General features: G+C 76.5%; 14 protein-coding genes. 6 read left to right on the top strand and 8 right to left on the bottom strand.

All coding sequences use genetic code 11. From position 1 onward, the window contains the following. Positions 1–42 precede the first annotated feature (42 nt). From OF117_RS04210 to OF117_RS04195, 4 genes are all read left to right on the top strand, one after another. Positions 43–561, top strand: a complete 519-nt coding sequence (locus OF117_RS04210; protein ID WP_263551554.1) for a nitroreductase family deazaflavin-dependent oxidoreductase — start codon at positions 43–45, stop codon at positions 559–561. Between the two features lie 38 nt (positions 562–599). Then, positions 600–866, top strand: coding sequence for a metal-sensitive transcriptional regulator (locus OF117_RS04205; protein ID WP_263551553.1), 267 nt, complete (start codon positions 600–602; stop codon positions 864–866). A 243-nt stretch (positions 867–1109) separates the two neighbouring features. After that, positions 1110–2486: an MBL fold metallo-hydrolase gene (locus OF117_RS04200; RefSeq protein ID WP_263551552.1), complete on the top strand. Its 1377-nt coding sequence runs from the start codon at positions 1110–1112 to the stop codon at positions 2484–2486. A gap of 105 nt (positions 2487–2591) precedes the next feature. Then, complete coding sequence (locus OF117_RS04195) at positions 2592–3368, top strand: sulfite exporter TauE/SafE family protein (RefSeq protein WP_263551551.1); 777 nt, start codon at positions 2592–2594, stop codon at positions 3366–3368. An 11-nt stretch (positions 3369–3379) separates the two neighbouring features. Here the strand turns inward: OF117_RS04195 and OF117_RS04190 are convergent, their stop codons facing one another. The 4 genes from OF117_RS04190 to OF117_RS04175 are packed head-to-tail and all read right to left on the bottom strand — an operon-like array spanning position 3380 to position 7507. Next, positions 3380–4537, bottom strand: a complete 1158-nt coding sequence (locus OF117_RS04190; RefSeq protein WP_263551550.1) for an acyl-CoA dehydrogenase family protein — start codon at positions 4535–4537, stop codon at positions 3380–3382. Beyond that, entirely contained in the window at positions 4530–5681 is a 1152-nt protein-coding gene (locus OF117_RS04185) for a polysaccharide pyruvyl transferase family protein (protein WP_263551549.1), read from the bottom strand. Before OF117_RS04185 ends, OF117_RS04190 begins: the two co-directional genes overlap by 8 nt. A gap of 15 nt (positions 5682–5696) precedes the next feature. Beyond that, a complete protein-coding gene (purE, locus tag OF117_RS04180) occupies positions 5697–6170 on the bottom strand; it encodes a 5-(carboxyamino)imidazole ribonucleotide mutase (RefSeq protein WP_411969420.1) in 474 nt (157 codons plus the stop codon). Between the two features lie 59 nt (positions 6171–6229). Continuing rightward, the gene (locus OF117_RS04175; RefSeq protein WP_263551547.1) at positions 6230–7507 is read right to left on the bottom strand and encodes a 5-(carboxyamino)imidazole ribonucleotide synthase; all 1278 of its coding nucleotides are present in this window, start codon (positions 7505–7507) and stop codon (positions 6230–6232) included. 88 nt (positions 7508–7595) lie between these two features. On the opposite strand from OF117_RS04175, the gene OF117_RS04170 reads away from it, so the two are divergent. Continuing rightward, on the top strand, positions 7596–8081 hold the full coding sequence (locus tag OF117_RS04170) for a GtrA family protein (RefSeq protein ID WP_263551546.1): 486 nt from the start codon (positions 7596–7598) through the stop codon (positions 8079–8081). Positions 8082–8104: 23 nt separating this feature from the next. Here OF117_RS04170 and OF117_RS04165 read toward each other — a convergent pair whose 3' ends face one another. From OF117_RS04165 to OF117_RS04150, 4 genes are all read right to left on the bottom strand, one after another. Further along, positions 8105–11065 (bottom strand): AAA family ATPase, encoded by a 2961-nt coding sequence (locus OF117_RS04165; protein WP_263551545.1) that lies wholly within the window; start codon positions 11063–11065, stop codon positions 8105–8107. Next, on the bottom strand, positions 11062–12225 hold the full coding sequence (locus OF117_RS04160; protein ID WP_263551544.1) for an exonuclease SbcCD subunit D: 1164 nt from the start codon (positions 12223–12225) through the stop codon (positions 11062–11064). The genes OF117_RS04165 and OF117_RS04160 overlap by 4 nt, the downstream gene beginning before the upstream one ends. Before the next feature lie 76 nt (positions 12226–12301). Then, positions 12302–12952 carry a PH domain-containing protein gene (locus tag OF117_RS04155; RefSeq protein ID WP_263551543.1) on the bottom strand — a complete coding sequence of 217 codons (651 nt, stop codon included), beginning with the start codon at positions 12950–12952 and terminating at the stop codon, positions 12302–12304. A 31-nt stretch (positions 12953–12983) separates the two neighbouring features. Continuing rightward, positions 12984–13826 carry a biotin--[acetyl-CoA-carboxylase] ligase gene (locus OF117_RS04150; protein ID WP_263551542.1) on the bottom strand — a complete coding sequence of 281 codons (843 nt, stop codon included), beginning with the start codon at positions 13824–13826 and terminating at the stop codon, positions 12984–12986. A gap of 19 nt (positions 13827–13845) precedes the next feature. Here OF117_RS04150 and OF117_RS04145 point away from each other — a divergent pair, with 19 nt between their 5' ends. Next, entirely contained in the window at positions 13846–15474 is a 1629-nt protein-coding gene (locus OF117_RS04145) for an acyl-CoA carboxylase subunit beta (protein WP_263551541.1), read from the top strand. The last annotated feature ends 148 nt before the right edge of the window (positions 15475–15622 follow it).

The following is a 15622-nucleotide window of genomic DNA, read 5'->3' as shown; positions in this document are numbered from 1 at the left end:
CGCGGGCCGGACGCTACTCCGGAGCCCGGGAACCATGGGCCGATGAACCCGCGCCGGCCCGGGCCACTGCTGCGCCGCCTGCTCCGGGCACCCGCGCTGCTGCACCGCGCACACCTCGGGTGGCTGCTCGGCGAGCGGTTCCTGGTGCTGACCCACGTCGGTCGGCGCAGCGGGCGCCGGTACCGGACGGTGCTGGAGGTCGTCGGCCGGCTGCCGGCGTCCGGCGAGTACGTGGTCATGGCCGGCTTCGGCCGCACGGCCGACTGGCTGCGCAACGCCGAGGCCGGCGGCGCCCGCGAGATCGCCGTCGGCCGGCGGCGGTTCCGCCCCACCGTGCGGGTGCTCCCCGAGGACGTGGCCATCCAGCTGCTGGCCGGCTACGAGCGCCGGAACCGGCTGATCCGCCCCGTCGTCCACCGGGTCCTCACCCACCTCGTGGGCTGGCGCTACCGCGGGACCGAGGACCAGCGTCGCCGGCTCGTCGGCGACCTGCCGCTCGTCGCCTTCGGGCCGGTCGACCCGGCGCCCGGGAGCACCGTGCCGGGGAGCTCCGCACGATGAGCTTGCGCATACCCCCGGGGGTATGCACCATGGGATGCGTGGACATCCCTCCGGGTGAGCTCGCCGACGTCGTGAAGAGGCTCCGCCGCATCGAAGGCCAGATCGGCGGCATCGTGAAGATGATCGAGGACGGCCGGGACTGCTCTGCGGTGGTCACCCAGCTGGCCGCGGCGTCGAAGGCGCTGAGCAAGGCCGGCTTCGCGGTCATCTCCACCGGGATGCGCTACTGCTCGACCACCGAGGACGGCGAGGCCCGCACCGTCGACCTCCGGGAGCTCGAGCGCCTCTTCCTCACCCTGGCCTGACACCCGCCCGCCGGCCCCCGCGCCGGCACGTCCCCACCGGGAGACCCCCATGAGCACCGTGCCCCAGCTGACCCCGGCCCAGCTCGCGGCCGACCGCGACTCCGTCCGCATCGTCGACGTGCGGGACCGCGACGAGGTCGTCGGCGGCCGGTCCGTCGTCTCCCCCTGACCCGCCTCCGGGCGCGCCGTCCTCCAGCTCGTCCACCCATACCCCAACCCGGTACCGTACCGAGAGGCTTCCACATGCAGATCGACGTCATCGAGACGGCCGGCCTCGGCGACCGCAGCTACCTGGTCTCCGCCGACGGCGTGGCCGCCGTCATCGACCCGCAGCGCGACATCGACCGGGTGGTGGACCTGGCGGCCGACCGCGGCGTGCGGATCGGGCTGGTGCTCGAGACGCACCTCCACAACGACTACGTCACCGGCGGGCTCGAGCTGGCCCACTGGGCCGGCGCGGACTACGCCGTGCCGGCCGGTGACCGGGTCGCCTACGAGCGGCTGCCGGCGGCCGACGGCGACGTGCTCGAGGCCGGCCCGATGCGGTTCCGGGTGGTGCACACCCCCGGGCACACCCACCACCACGTCAGCTACGTGCTGACCGACGCCGACGGTGCGGTGCGGGCGGTGTTCACCGGCGGGTCCATGCTCTACGGCGCGACCGGCCGAACCGACCTCGTGGGCCCCGAGCACACCTGCGAGCTCAGCCGCGCCCAGTACCACTCGGTGCGCCGGCTGGCCGACGAGCTGCCGGCGGGCACGCCGGTGTTCCCCACCCACGGCTTCGGCAGCTTCTGCTCGGCCACGCCGACCAGCGGCACCTCCTCCACCGTCGGGGAGCAGCTGGAGGTGAACCCGGCGCTCACCCAGGACGAGCAGACCTTCGTCGACCAGCTCGTCGCCGGGCTCACCGCGATCCCGGCCTGGTACGCGCGCATGGGGCCGGCGAACGCTGCCGGACCCGCCCCGGTGGACCTGTCCCCGCCGCGCGAGGTGGGCCCCGCCGAGCTGGCCGACCGGTTGGCGGCCGGGGAGTGGGTGGTCGACCTGCGCACGCGGACCGCCTTCGCCGCCGGCCACCTGCCGGGCGCTCTGAACTTCGAGCTGTCCACCAGCTTCCTCACCTACATCGGCTGGCTGGTGCCGTGGGGCGCGCCGCTGACGCTGATCGGCGAGACGCCCGAGCAGGTCCTCGAGGCCCGCCGCGAGCTGGTCCGCATCGGCATCGACCGGCTGGCCGGCGCCGCGGTCGGCAGCCCGGAGGAGCTGGCCGTCGGCCGGGCGCTGGCGTCCCACCCGGTCAGCGACTTCGCCGGCCTGGCGCGCGCCATGGCCGCCGACGGCGACCTGGTCGTCGTCGACGCGCGCCGCGACGACGAGCGCGCCGGCGGCGGGGTGCGCGGCTCGCGGCACATCCCGGTCCACGAGCTGCCCGACCGCATCGACGAGATCCCGGCCGGCGAGGTGTGGGTGTACTGCGGCTCGGGCTACCGCGCCTCGATCGCCGCCTCGCTGCTCGCCCGCGCCGGACGCCGCCCGGTGCTGGTCGACGGCGGTTACGGCGACCCCGACACCGGTGCGGCCGCGGCCGGCCTGCACGCCCCGCCCGTCACGGCCTGACCTGCCCGGCCCGATCGACATCCCCGAGCGGCTCGTGCGCATCCACGCCGACCGGCCCTCCGGCGGGCGCGCGGTCACCCTCGACGACGCGCGGGCGCTGCGGTCGTGATCGTCGCGGTCGCCGCCGGGCTGGTCGTCGGCGCGCTCGTCGGCCTGCTCGGCGGCGGCGGGTCCGTCCTCGCCGTCCCCGCGCTGGTGTACGCCGCCGACCAGGACGTGTCCCAGGCCGTCGCCACGTCCCTGCTGGTCGTCGGGATCACCGCCGTCGTCGCGCTGCTGCCGAGGGTGCGTGCCGGCCGGATCGCCTGGCGGATCGCGCTGCTGTTCGGCGCCGCCGGCGCGGCCACGGCCTTCGCCGGGGCCGCGGTCAACCGGCTGCTGCCCGGGGAGGTGGTCCTCGCGCTGTTCGCCGGGCTCATGGTCGGCGCGGGCGTGCGGATGCTGCGGGAGAAGCCGGCGACCGGCGCGGCCTGCGCGGTCGAGGACGGCCGGGTCGACTGGCGTCGCTGCGCGCCCCGCACCGTGGCGGGCGGGCTGGCCGTCGGGTTCCTCACCGGCCTGCTCGGGGTCGGCGGCGGGTTCCTGATCATCCCGGTGCTGGTGATCGTGCTGGGTCTGCCGATGACCACCGCCATCGGCACCTCCCTGGTCGTCATCGCGCTCAACTCCGCCGCCGGGTTCGCCGCGCACGCCGGCGAGGTGACCCTCGACGTGCCGGTCACCTCCGCCTTCAGCGTCGCGGCCGTCGGCGCCGCGCTGGCCGCCGGAAGGGTCGGCAGCCGCCTCGACACCGCCCGACTGCGCCGCTGGTTCGCCTACCTGGTGTTCGCCGTCGCGGCCCTCGTCCTCGCGCAGCTGGGCACGGCCGCGATCGCGGCCTGACGGTCGACGCCCTACTTCAGGAGGCTCCGGGCGATCACCACGCGCTGGATCTGGTTGGTGCCCTCGTAGATCTGGGTGATCTTGGCGTCGCGCATCATCCGCTCGACGGGGAAGTCCTGCGTGTAGCCGGCCCCGCCGAACAGCTGGACGGCGTCGGTGGTGACCTGCATGGCCACGTCGGAGGCGAAGGCCTTGGCCGAGGCGGAGATGCGGGTGACGTCGGCCCCGCCCTGCTCGCCGCGCGCGGCGGCGACGTAGACCAGGTGGCGGGCGGCCTCGATCCGCATCTCCATGTCGGCGAGCATGAACTGCACGCCCTGGTTGTCGGCGATCGCGCGACCGAACTGCCGGCGGTCCTTGGTGTAGGACACCGCGGCGTCCAGCGCCCCCTGGGCGATGCCCACCGCCTGGGCGCCGATGGTCGGCCGGGTGAAGTCCAGCGTGCGCAGCGCGGTCTTGAAGCCGGTGCCGGGCTCGCCGACGATCCGGTCGGCGGGGATGGTGCAGTCGGTGAGGTGCAGCTCGCAGGTGGGCGAGCCCTTGATGCCCATCTTGCGTTCCTTGGGCCCGACGGCGAAGCCCGGGTCGTCGCGGTGCACGGCGAACGCGGAGATGCCGTTGGCGCCCTGCCCCGGGTCGGTGACGGCCATGACCGTGTACCACTGCGACACCCCGGCGTTGGTGATCCACGCCTTGGTGCCGTTCAGCACCCAGGTGTCGCCCTCGAGCCGGGCGCGGGTGCGCATGCTCGCGGCGTCCGACCCGGCCTCCCGCTCGGACAGCCCGTAGCTGATCATCGCCTCCCCGGCGGCGACCGGCGTGAGCACCTCCCGCTTGAGCTCCTCGGAGCCGGCGAGCATCAGCGGCACCGAGCCGAGCTTGTTGACCGCGGGGATCAGCGAGGCGCTGGCGTCGACCCGGGCGACCTCCTCGATGACGATGCAGGTGGCGATCGCGTCGGCGCCCTCGCCGCCGTACTCCTCGGGGATGTGGGTCGCGTGGAAGCCGGCGGCGGTCAGCGCCTTCTGCGCCTCGACCGGATAGCGCGACTCGGCGTCGACCTCGGCGGCGTGGGGGGCGATCTCGCGCTCGGCGATCTCCCGGACGGCGGCCCGGATCGCCTCGTGCTCCTCGGTCAGGGCGTACAGCCCGGCGGCGTTGTTACCCACGGGTAGAGGATAGGTCCGCGACCTCCCGGACCGGGCCGTAGAGGGCCGTGGCGATCTCACCCTTCCGGGCCAGCACCCGCTCGCCGGAGGCGAGGAGGCGGGCCGGGTCGGCCGGTGCGTCGAGCCGGGCCACGCCCGGCGCCCCCGGTCCGCGCACCGCCCACGGCGAACCGGCCGCGAGCAGCGAGGCGTGCTTGACGTCGTAGTAGCCGGGGTGGGCCGGGACGGCGACGCCCCGGGCCCCCGCGGCCGCCGCCACCAGGTGCGGGTGGAAGCGGGTGCTGAACCACCGCTGGTGCGGACCCGCCGGCACGCCCCGGTCGAGCAGGTCGGTCCACGGCACGCGCCGCAGCCCGGGCAGCAGCCCGGCGAGCCGGTCGTGCACCGCCCGGTCGCCGGGCATGCCCTCGACGACGGCGGTGCGGGCGGGGTCGGCCGCCCACGCGTCCAGGTGGCGCAGGCACGCGGTGGTCAGCGCGCCGTCGTCCGCGTCGAGCATGTCGGCCTGCACGCAGACGGCGACGTCCAGCTCGGCGGCCCGGGCCGGGTCCAGCAGCGCGGCGACGTCGGCCAGCCACAGGTCGTCGCCGCTGCAGGCGTCCGGTCGCCCGACGAGGGCGGCGCTGGGCCGGTCCCGGACGTCGACCACGTCGAGCCCCGCGCACAGCCGCTGCACCAGGCCCGCGGTGGCCGCCGCCATCGGCGCGAAGCCCTGTCCGGTGACCGCCGTGGCGGCGCCGCGCCCGGCCGCGTGCGCCACGGCGGCGAGCAGGCCGACGTGCCGCGGCCAGAGGTCGTGCACGTAGCCGCCGCCGAGCAGGTGCACCGTCGCGGCGCGGGCGAACAACCGCAGGCCCGGCACCCAGCGCGGGGCCCGGGCCGCGTCGTCCAGGGCCGCGTGGACGGACGTGGCGGTGTCCCACGGCGTGCCGCCCGGGGCCTCCCAGCACAGCCGCCAGAGGGTGTCGACGCAGCGCAGCCGCGGGTGCTCGCCGGCGAGCAGCGCCTGAGCGCCGGACGGGAACGGGCAGTCGAGCCAGACGTCGGAGTCCGGCGCCCGCCGCCGCAGCTCGCGCAGCCAGGTCCGGGCGATCAGCTCGTCGCCGACGTTGGGGTGACCCGCCGTGGAGACCAGGTAGTGCACGCCCTCGCTCGCCGCTCAGCCGCCGATCTCCGCCTGCAGGCGGGCGTCGCGGACCTCGACCTGCGCGGCCAGATCGGCCTGGAACCGGCTGACCGCCTCGCGCAGCTTCGGATCGGCGGCGGCCAGGATGCGGACGGCGAGCAGCCCGGCGTTGCGGCCGCCGCCGATGGACACCGTCGCGACCGGCACGCCCGCGGGCATCTGCACGATCGACAGCAGGCTGTCCAGCCCGTCGAGCCGGTCGAGCGGCCGGGGCACGCCGATCACCGGCAGCGGCGTGGCGGCGGCGACCATGCCCGGCAGGTGGGCCGCTCCCCCGGCACCGGCGATGATCACCTTCAGGCCGCGGTCGGCGGCGGCCTCGGCGTAGTCGAGCATCCGCCGCGGGGTCCGGTGCGCCGAGAGGACGTGCGCCTCGTAGGGGACGTCGAACTCCTCGAGCGCCTCGGCGGCCGGCTGCATGACCGGCCAGTCGGAGTCGCTGCCCATGACGATGCCGACGACCGGGTCGTCCTGCGGCTCCTCCACGTGCGGCTCCTCCCTGCGGGTCAGTGCTCGTGCGCGACGGCTCCGTGCGCGTACGCGCTGGCTCCGCGCTCGACGGCTCCGTGCGCATGCCCGACGGCGTCGTCCCCGAACGCGAAGACGGGGTCGACGACGCCGTCGGCCAGGTACCGCGCCGCCGCGACGGCCCGGGCGCGGACCTCGGCGAGGTCGTCGCCCAGCGCGGTCACGTGGCCGAGCTTGCGGCCGGGCCGCTGGCCCTTGCCGTACCAGTGCAGCTTGACGTCGGGCCAGTGCGCCATGAGGTGGTGCACCCGCTCGTCGAGCCCGGGGCCGGCCCAGTCGGCGGCGGCGGCGGCGCCGCCCAGCACGTTGGCCATGACCACGACCGGCGCGGTCATCGCCGTCGACCCCAGCGGGTAGTCGAGGACGGCGCGCAGGTGCTGCTCGAACTGGCCGGTGCGGGCGCCCTCCATGGTCCAGTGGCCGGAGTTGTGCGGCCGCATGGCCAGCTCGTTGACCAGCACGCCGTCCGCGGTCTCGAAGAGCTCCACGGCGAGCAGGCCGACGACGCCCAGCCGGTCGGCGAGGCGGACGGCGAGCCGCTGCGCCGCCGAGGCGCGCTCGTCGTCCAGTCCCGGGGCGGGGGCGAGCACCTCGTGGCAGACGCCGCCGCGCTGGACGGTCTCGACGACCGGCCAGACCGCGACCTGCCCGAACGGCGAGCGGGCCACCTGCACGGCCAGCTCGCGGACCATCGCCACCCGCTCCTCGACCAGCAGCCGGCCGTGCGCGGCGAGCAGGTCGGCGGCCTCGTCGGCGGCGTGCACGACGAAGACGCCCTTGCCGTCGTAGCCCCCGCGCGGGGTCTTCAGCACCACCGGCCAGCCGCGGCCGGCCGCGAAGGCCTCGACGTCGGCGACCGCGGTCGCCTCCGCCCACGCCGGCTGCGGCTCACCGGCCTCGTGCAGCGCGCGGCGGAGGACCAGCTTGTCCTGGGCGTGCACGAGCGCGGCCGGGCCGGGGGCGACGCGGTGGCCGTCGCCCTCGAGCGCGCGCAGGTGCTCGGTCGGCACGTGCTCGTGGTCGAAGGTGAGCACGGTGGCGCCCGCCGCGGCGCGGCGGAGCGCGTCGAGGTCGCGGTGGTCGCCGAGCTGGACGTCGGCGGCGACGAGCGCGGCGGACTCGTCGGGGCCGGCGGAGAGCACCCGCAGCGACAGGCCGAGGGCGATCGCTGCCTGGTGGGTCATCCGGGCGAGCTGGCCGCCGCCGACCATGGCGACGACGGGCAGGCCGGTGCGCCGGTCGAGGGTGGTGGCCATCGCGGGAGCAGCGTAGTCAACGCCGTCCTCGCCCACCCGCCCGAGCCGGACGGCCCATGGGAGGGGCTGCGGCTCGTACAGTCGGCCCGTGCCGCCGTCCACAGGATTCCGCTCGCGGCTGACGGCGGCCCACCGGCTGCTGGCGCGCGAGATGGGCGCGTTCGGCGTCGTGGGGTCGGCCGCCTTCGTCGTCGACGTGGGGCTGTTCCAGCTGCTGTACGTGGCGGGCGTCGAGGCGGTCGTCGCCAAGCTGGTCGCCACCCTCGTGTCGATGACCGCCGCCTACCTCGGGCACCGCTACTGGTCGTTCTCGCACCGGGAACGGCCGGGCGTGGGTCGCGAGTACGTGACCTTCGCCCTCGTGAACGGGGTGACGCTGCTGCTGGGGCTGGCCGTCATCGGCTTCGTCCGGCACGTGCTGATGCAGGAGAGCGCCCTGGTGCTGCAGGCGGCCAACGTCGGCTCGATCGTCGCCGGGACGGTCGTCCGCTTCCTCTCCTACCGCCGGTGGGTGTTCCCCGCCCGCGCGCAGCCGGCGGGGGACGGCCGGCCGGCCGCCGCACCGCTCGGCTGACTCTGCGGCCCCGCTGCCCGCGCTCAGATCGCGAGACGGGAGCCGTTGCGGCCGGCGAGCACCTCCAGGCGCGTCGGGATGCGGGTGCGCAGCTCCTCGAGGTGGCTGATCAGGCCCACGGTGCGGCCGCCCCGGCGCAGCTCGTCGAGCACGCCCATCACCGAGTCGAGGGCCTGCGCGTCGAGCGTGCCGAAGCCCTCGTCGACGAACAGGGTGTCCATCTGCACCCCGCCGCTCTCGGCGGTGACCACGTCGGCCAGGCCGAGCGCCAGCGCCAGCGAGGCCATGAAGCTCTCGCCCCCCGACAGCGTCTTGGTCGGCCGCACGGTGCCGGTGTACTCGTCGACGACGTCGAGGCCGAGCCCGCCGCGAGCGCCGTGCCGGCCCTGCGCATCGCTGTGCCGGAACGTGTACCGGCTGCCCGACATCTCGTGCAGGCGGCGGCTGGCCACGGCGGCGACCTGCTCCAGGCGAGCGGCGAGGACGAACGACTGCAGGCGCATCCGCGCGGTGTTCGCGCCCCGCCCGGTGACCAGGTCGGCGAGCGCGCCGACCCGGTCGGCCCACGCGCGGCGCTCGTGCAGCTCCACCTCGGCGGCCACGACCTCGCCGGCCAGCCGGTCGAGGGCACCGGCGCAGCGGTGGGCGCGGTCCTGGGCGGCCACCGCATCCTCGCGGCGGGCGGTGAGCTCGGCGCAGCGGGCGGCGAGCGCGTCCAGCGCGGGCGCGGGGTCGAGGTCGGCCAGCTCCGGATCGGCCAGCACCGCCTCGACCGCGGCCCGCGCCCGCTCGTGCTCGGAGATCCGGCGGTCGAGCCCGGTCAGGTCGTCCGGGTCGAGCAGGGCGGCGGTCGCGTCCGGCGCGCCGGCGAAGCCCGCACCGGCAGCGCGCTCCTCCGCGGCCCGGCGGGCGACCTCGGCCTCCGCGCGGGCGCGGAGCTCGGCGGTGCGGGCCTGCAGCAGCGCCTCGCACCGCTCGGCGGCGGCGGTCAGCCGGCGCGCCCGGCTGTCGAGGTCGCGGTCGCCCCCGACCACGCCGGCCAGCCGCGCCGTGAGCTCGGCGAGCGCGGCGCGCTGCGCGTCACGCTCGGCGGTCCGGGCGGTCAGCCGGTCGCGGTCGTCGGACAGCCGGGCGGTCACCCGGTCGCGCTCCGCGGTCAGGTCGGCGAGCCGGGCGCGCGCCGCACCGAGCTCCTCCGCCCGACCCGACACCTCGGCCAGCGCCGCGCGGGCCGCCTCCGCGTCGGCGGCCAGCTCGGGAACCGGCCGGCCCCCGGACCGCGCCCGCAGCGCCGCGAGCTCGCGGGCCGTCCCCTCGGCGGCCGTCCGGGTGGCCGCCGCCGACTGCTCGGCGGCCTCGACGTCGGCCCGGGCCCGTTCCTCGTCGTCGGCCGAGACCGCGGGGCCGGTGGGCACCGCGGGCCGCGGGTGCTCGGCCGACCCGCACACGGGGCAGTCGACTCCCTCGACCAGCCCGGCGGCCAGCTCGGCGGCCATGCCGTCGAGGCGGCGGGCCCGGAGCTCGACCAGCCGTTCGCGGGCTCCGAGCCACGCCCCCCGCGCGACGGCGGCGGCCGAGTCGGCGTCGCGCAGCGCGGCCGCGGTGGACCCGGCCCGCCGGCCGTCGAGCAGCGCGGCCTCCGCCACCGCCACGGCCGCGGCCAGGTCGGGACGGCGGGCCGCGGCCGCCGCGGCCGCGTCGACCCGCTGCTGCTGCGCGGTGAGCCGCCCGGGCCAGACCTCGGCGGCGCGGGCCCCCTCGGCGCACCGCGCGCCGAGCGCGTCGATGTCGGCGGTCAGCTCCGCCACGGACCGGCGCAGCGCGTCGGCGCGGCCGGCCTCGGGCAGCAGGGCGCGCGCCGCGGCCGCGTCGTCGCGCAGCTGCCTGGCGAGCAGCTCGTCGGCCTCCCGGCCCTCGCCGACCTCGGCCCAGGCGGCCGACGCGGCTCCCAGCTGGTCGGCCGCGGCGCCGGCGGCGGTCGCCGCGCGGCGGTCGGCGTCGAGCACGTCGCGCAGCGCTTCCGCCCGCCGTCCGGCGTCGCGGCGGGCGCGCAGCGGCTCCAGCCCGGCCTCGGCGGCGACCAGCCGGGCGCGCTCCGCCTCGGCGCGCCGCCGCCGGGCGTGCCGGTCGGCCAGCGTCCGCGCGGCCGCGAGCGCCGCGTCGGCCCGCGCGGCCTCCGCGGCCGCGCCGGTGGACGCGGCGGACGCCCCGGCGAGGTCGGCGGCCGCCCGGGCGCGCACGGCCGACACCCAGGCGTCGACCGGGGCGCCGGCAGCGGCGCCGACCAGCTCGGGCGCCAGGTGCTCGGGCACGTCGACGTCGGCGATCTGCGCCACCCGGGCCAGCAGGGTGCTCACCCGCAACCGGTCGGCGCGCACGGCCTCGTCGGCGAGCCGGCGCTCGGCGGCCAGCCACTCCTCGGCCCGGGCGAAGCGGCCGACGTCGAACAGCGTGCGCAGCAGCTCGGCACGGTGTTCGGGTTCGGCCCGCAGGAACCGGGCGAAGTCGCCCTGCGGCAGCAGCACCACCTGGCAGAACTGGTGGACGTCGAGTCCGAGCCGGGTGCGCAGGTACTCGGCGCCCTCGTCGATGCGGGTGCTGACCGCCTCCCAGCCGCCGTCGACGGCCCGCTGGACGAGCAGCCGGGCCTGCTCGACGGTCGTCCCGGAGCCGCGCTTCTTCGGCCGGTTCTGCTCGGGCCGGCGCGCGACCCGCAGCCGCTGCCCGGCCAGGGTGAGCTCGAGGGTGACCTCGGTGCGCACGTCCGGGTCGGCGTGGTCGCTGCGCAGTCGCTTGGCCTCGCCGCGGGCTCCGGGGACGGTGCCGTAGAGGGCGAAGACGACGGCGTCGAGCAGCGTCGTCTTGCCCGCGCCGGTCGGCCCCCACAGCAGGAACAGCCCGTCGCGGCCGACGTCGTCGAGGTCGACGGACTGCGTGCCGGCGAAGGGCCCGAAGGCGGTCAGGCCCAGCGCGTGCAGCCTCACCGGGCGGCCTCGGCGCGCGCGTCGGCGGCCAGCGCCCGGGCGAGCAGCTCCCGCTCGGCCGCGGTGGCCGCGACGCCGCGCACGTGCCGGACGAACTCGTCGACCACCTCGAGATCGGTGCGGCCGTGGAGCCGCTCCTGGTAGCTGCGCCCGGCTCCCGGCTGCGCGGCGCCGGCCCACTCGAGGTGCACGCAGTGCCGGAAGCGGGTGCGCAGCCGGCGCATCGGATCCGGCGGTCGCACCGCGTCGGTCAACCGGACGGAGACGAAGAAGTGCTCCACGGCGGCGTGCTGCGGGTCGTCGAGCAGCTCGGCGAGGGTGCCGGTGAGCACGGCCAGCGGTCGCGGCACCGGCAGCGGCACCGGGCGGACCTCCACGGCACCCGCGGCATCGAGGTCGACCAGCCAGGCCTGCTTGGCCTGCCCCGCCTCGCCGAAGGAGTAGGGCATCGGCGAGCCGCTGTAGCGCAGTCGCGGCGCCAGCGTCTGCGGGCGGTGCAGGTGGCCCAGGGCCACGTAGTCGACCCCGTCGAACACCGCGGCGGGCACCAGGTCGACGCCGCCGACGCAGATCTCGCGCTCGCTGTCGCTGGGCACACCGCCGCCGACGAACGCGTGCGCGAGCACCACGGAGCGGGCACCGGGCCGGAGGAACAGGTCGGCGCGCACCCGGTCCATCGCGGCGGTCAGGACCGCCTCGTGGGTGCGCGCCTCGCCGCTCCCCCGTCCGCCCGGGCCGAGCTCGTGCCGGGCCACCTCGGGCTCCAGGTAGGGGATGCCGTAGACGGCCACGTCCCCGTGCGCGTCGGTCAGCAGCACCGGCTCGTCGAGGCGGGCGGTCGACGCGCGGACGTGCACGCCCGACGCCGCCAGCAGACCGGACGCGAAGCCGAGCCGGCGGGCGGAGTCGTGGTTGCCCGGGGTGAGCACGACCTGCGCCCCGGCGGCCCGGAGCCGGGTCAGCACCCGGTCGAGCACCGCCGTGGCGTCGGCCGACGGGACGGCGCGGTCGTAGACGTCGCCGGCCACGAGCACCGCGTCGACGCCCTCGGTGGCGACGACCTCGGCCAGCCCGCTGAGCACGGCCTCCTGCTCGGCGAGCAGGTCGGCGCCGTGCAACGACCGGCCGATGTGCCAGTCCGAGGTGTGCAGCAGCCGCATGCGGCGGAAGGTAGGCGGGGCCACCGACAGAACCGGCCAGGCTCGCCGGAACGGTCCCGCCCGGGACGGCGGCGGGTCAGTAGCGGACCGGCCCGGTGGTCCGGTGCACGTCCGGCCCGTGGCCGGCGCCCCAGCCGCCCAGCGGACCGGTGCCCGGCTCCTCCCACGCGCCCCACCCGGCCGACCCCGTCGTCCAGGCCGCACCGGGCCGGGGTCCGGCGGTGTCGTAGGCCCGCCGGTGCTCGTCGAGCTCGACGAGCTGGTTGAGCAGCGTCTGCACGCCCTCGCTGTCGGGCACGGAGGTGAGCACGGTCGGCGCGTGCTCACCGAGGGTCTCGACGGTGACGGTGCCCGACCGGATGAGGCGGTCCCACAGCGTCTGGCGGTAGGTCACCTCGGTGATCCGGGACAGCGCGATGTCCCGGCCGTGCCGGGCGAGCACGCCGGTCCGCAGCAGCAGCCGGTGCGTGGTGAGCACGTAGTGCGTCGTCCGCCAGCGCAGCAGCGGGACGACGACGAGCACCAGCGCCAGGAGCAGCGCCGACGCCACGACGACCAGCCGCCAGGACCCCTGCTGCGCGCCCGACGGCACCAGCGCCGCGCCGAAGGACGCCGCCCCGACCAGCAGCAGGAACAGCACCAGCGGCCAGAACAGCGTCAGGGCGTGCGGGTGCAGGTGGGCGACGACCTCCTCGTCGTCCCCCAGCAACCGGTCCGGGTAGGGCACGCACCAAGGATGACCGACCGTCCGCGGGTCGTCACCCTTCCGCGGCCCTCGGCCGCACGTGTCGCACGTCGCCGGAGGCCAGCTCCACCGGGCCGGCGTCCGTCCGGACGACGAGCCGGCCGTCCCAGTCGACGGCCTCGGCGACGCCCTCCAGCAACGAGCCGTCCGGCATGGTGACGGCCACCCGCTGCCCCACCGTCGAGCACCAGGCCACGTAGTCGCGGGCCAGGCCGGTCGACACCGGGTCGCCCAGCCCGGCGGTCCAGGCGCGGTAGCGGCGCTCGAGCTCCCCGAGGAAGCCGGCCAGCACGGCCGCGCGGTCCGGCGCCGCGCCGCGCACCGTGGCCAGCGACGCGCCGCCGTCCGGCAGCTCCTCGGGCCGGGTCGAGACGTTGAGCCCGGTCCCGACGACGACGGCCGGCCCGGCGGCCTCGGCGAGGATGCCGGCCAGCTTGGCGCCGTCGGGCGCGAGCAGGTCGTTGGGCCACTTGAGCGACGTCCGGACGCCGGCGACCGTGGCCACCGCCTCGGCCAGCGCCACCCCGCACAGCAGCGGCAGCCAGCCGCGGCGGGCCGCGGGCACGTCGGGCCGCAGCAGCACCGACACCGTCAGCCCGGCGCGCGGCGGGGAGACCCAGGCGCGGTCGAGCCGGCCGCGACCGGCCTGCTGGTGCTCGGCGACGAGCACCAGGCCCTCCGGGGCGTCCTCGTCGGCGGCCCGGGCCAGCAGGACGGCGTTGGTCGACCCCACTTGCTCGACGACGTCGACCGCGCGCCACAGCCCGTCCGGGCGCACCAGCCGCGCGGTGAGCGCGGCGGCGTCCAGCGGCGGCCGGTCGCCGTCTGCACGCTGCGGGGAGGACGGATCGGCCACTCCCCTACGCTACGCACCCGTGAGCGCGGCCGAGCTCGAGAGCGCGGGGGAACACGCCCCCGGCGACATCGACATCCACACCACCGCGGGCAAGCTCGCCGAGTTCGAGCGCCGCGTGCAGGAAGCCACCCACGCCGGCTCCCGGCGGGCGGTGGAGAAGCAGCACGCCGCGGGCAAGATGACCGCCCGCGAGCGGATCGAGGCCCTGCTCGATCCCGGCTCGTTCACCGAGTTCGACGAGTTCGCCCGGCACCGTTCGAGCAACTTCGGCCTGGACGCCAACCGGCCCTTCGGCGACGGCGTGGTCACCGGCTACGGCACCGTCGACGGCCGCCCGGTCGCGGTCTTCTCGCAGGACGTGACCGTCTTCGGCGGCAGCCTCGGCGAGGTCTACGGCGAGAAGATCGTGAAGGTCCTCGACTTCGCCGTCCGCAACGGCTGCCCGGTGATCGGCATCAACGAGGGCGGCGGGGCACGCATCCAGGAGGGCGTGGTCTCCCTCGGCCTCTACGGCGAGATCTTCCGGCGCAACGTGCACGCCTCGGGCGTGGTGCCGCAGATCTCGCTGGTCATGGGCGCGGCCGCCGGCGGGCACGTCTACTCCCCCGCGCTCACCGACTTCATCGTGATGGTCGACGGCACCAGCCAGATGTTCATCACCGGCCCCGACGTGGTGCGCACCGTGACCGGCGAGGACGTCACCCTGGAGGAGCTCGGCGGCGCGCGCACGCACAACACCAGGTCCGGGGTCGCGCACTACCTGGCCGAGGACGAGGCCGACGCCCTCGACTACGTCAAGGCGCTGCTCTCCTACCTGCCGAGCAACAACCTCGACCCGCTGCCCGCGCTCGACGTCCCCCCGGTCGACACCGTGCTGCCCGGCGCGCTGAGCGAGACCGACCTCGAGCTGGACACCTTCGTGCCGGACTCGGCCAACAGCCCCTACGACATGCACGCCGTCGTCCGGCACGTCCTGGACGACGGGGAGTTCCTCGAGGTGCACGCGCTGTTCGCGCCCAACATCCTGGTCGGCTTCGGCCGGGTCGAGGGCCGCCCGGTGGGCGTGGTCGCCAACCAGCCCACCCAGTTCGCCGGCACCCTCGACATCGACGCGAGCGAGAAGGCCGCCCGCTTCGTGCGCACCTGCGACGCGTTCAACGTGCCGGTGCTGACCTTCGTCGACGTGCCCGGCTTCCTGCCCGGCACCTCCCAGGAGTGGGAGGGCATCATCCGCCGCGGGGCCAAGCTGATCTACGCCTACGCCGAGGCGACCGTGCCCAAGATCACCGTCATCACGCGCAAGGCGTACGGCGGCGCCTACGACGTCATGGGCTCCAAGCACCTGGGCGCCGACGTCAACCTGGCCTGGCCGACGGCGCAGATCGCCGTGATGGGCGCCCAGGGCGCGGTGGGCATCCTCTACCGCAAGGAGCTCGCCGCGGCCGACGACGCCGACGCCCGCCGCGCCGAACTGATCACCGAGTACGAGGACGCGCTGCTGAGCCCCTACATCGCGGCCGACCGGGGGTACGTCGACATGGTCATCCCGCCGTCGCACACCCGGGTCCAGGTGACCAAGGCGCTGCGCGTGCTGGCCAACAAGCGCCAGACGCTGCCGCCGAAGAAGCACGGGAACATCCCGCTATGACATCGTCGTCCTCCGGACGACACCGCGACCACGTGCCGTCCCCCGAGTCGCACGGAGCCGCTCCGTCGCTCGATCGCGGAGACCCTCCGGGCCCCCACTCCTCACGACACCGCGACCACGTGCCGTCCCCCGAGTCGCACGGAGCCGC

This window comes from Geodermatophilus sp. YIM 151500 (assembly GCF_025716945.1).
Classification (GTDB): Bacteria; Actinomycetota; Actinomycetes; order Mycobacteriales; family Geodermatophilaceae; genus YIM-151500.
The sequence above is the reverse complement of the archived record's forward strand: the minus strand, read 5'-3'. Positions and strand labels throughout refer to the sequence as shown.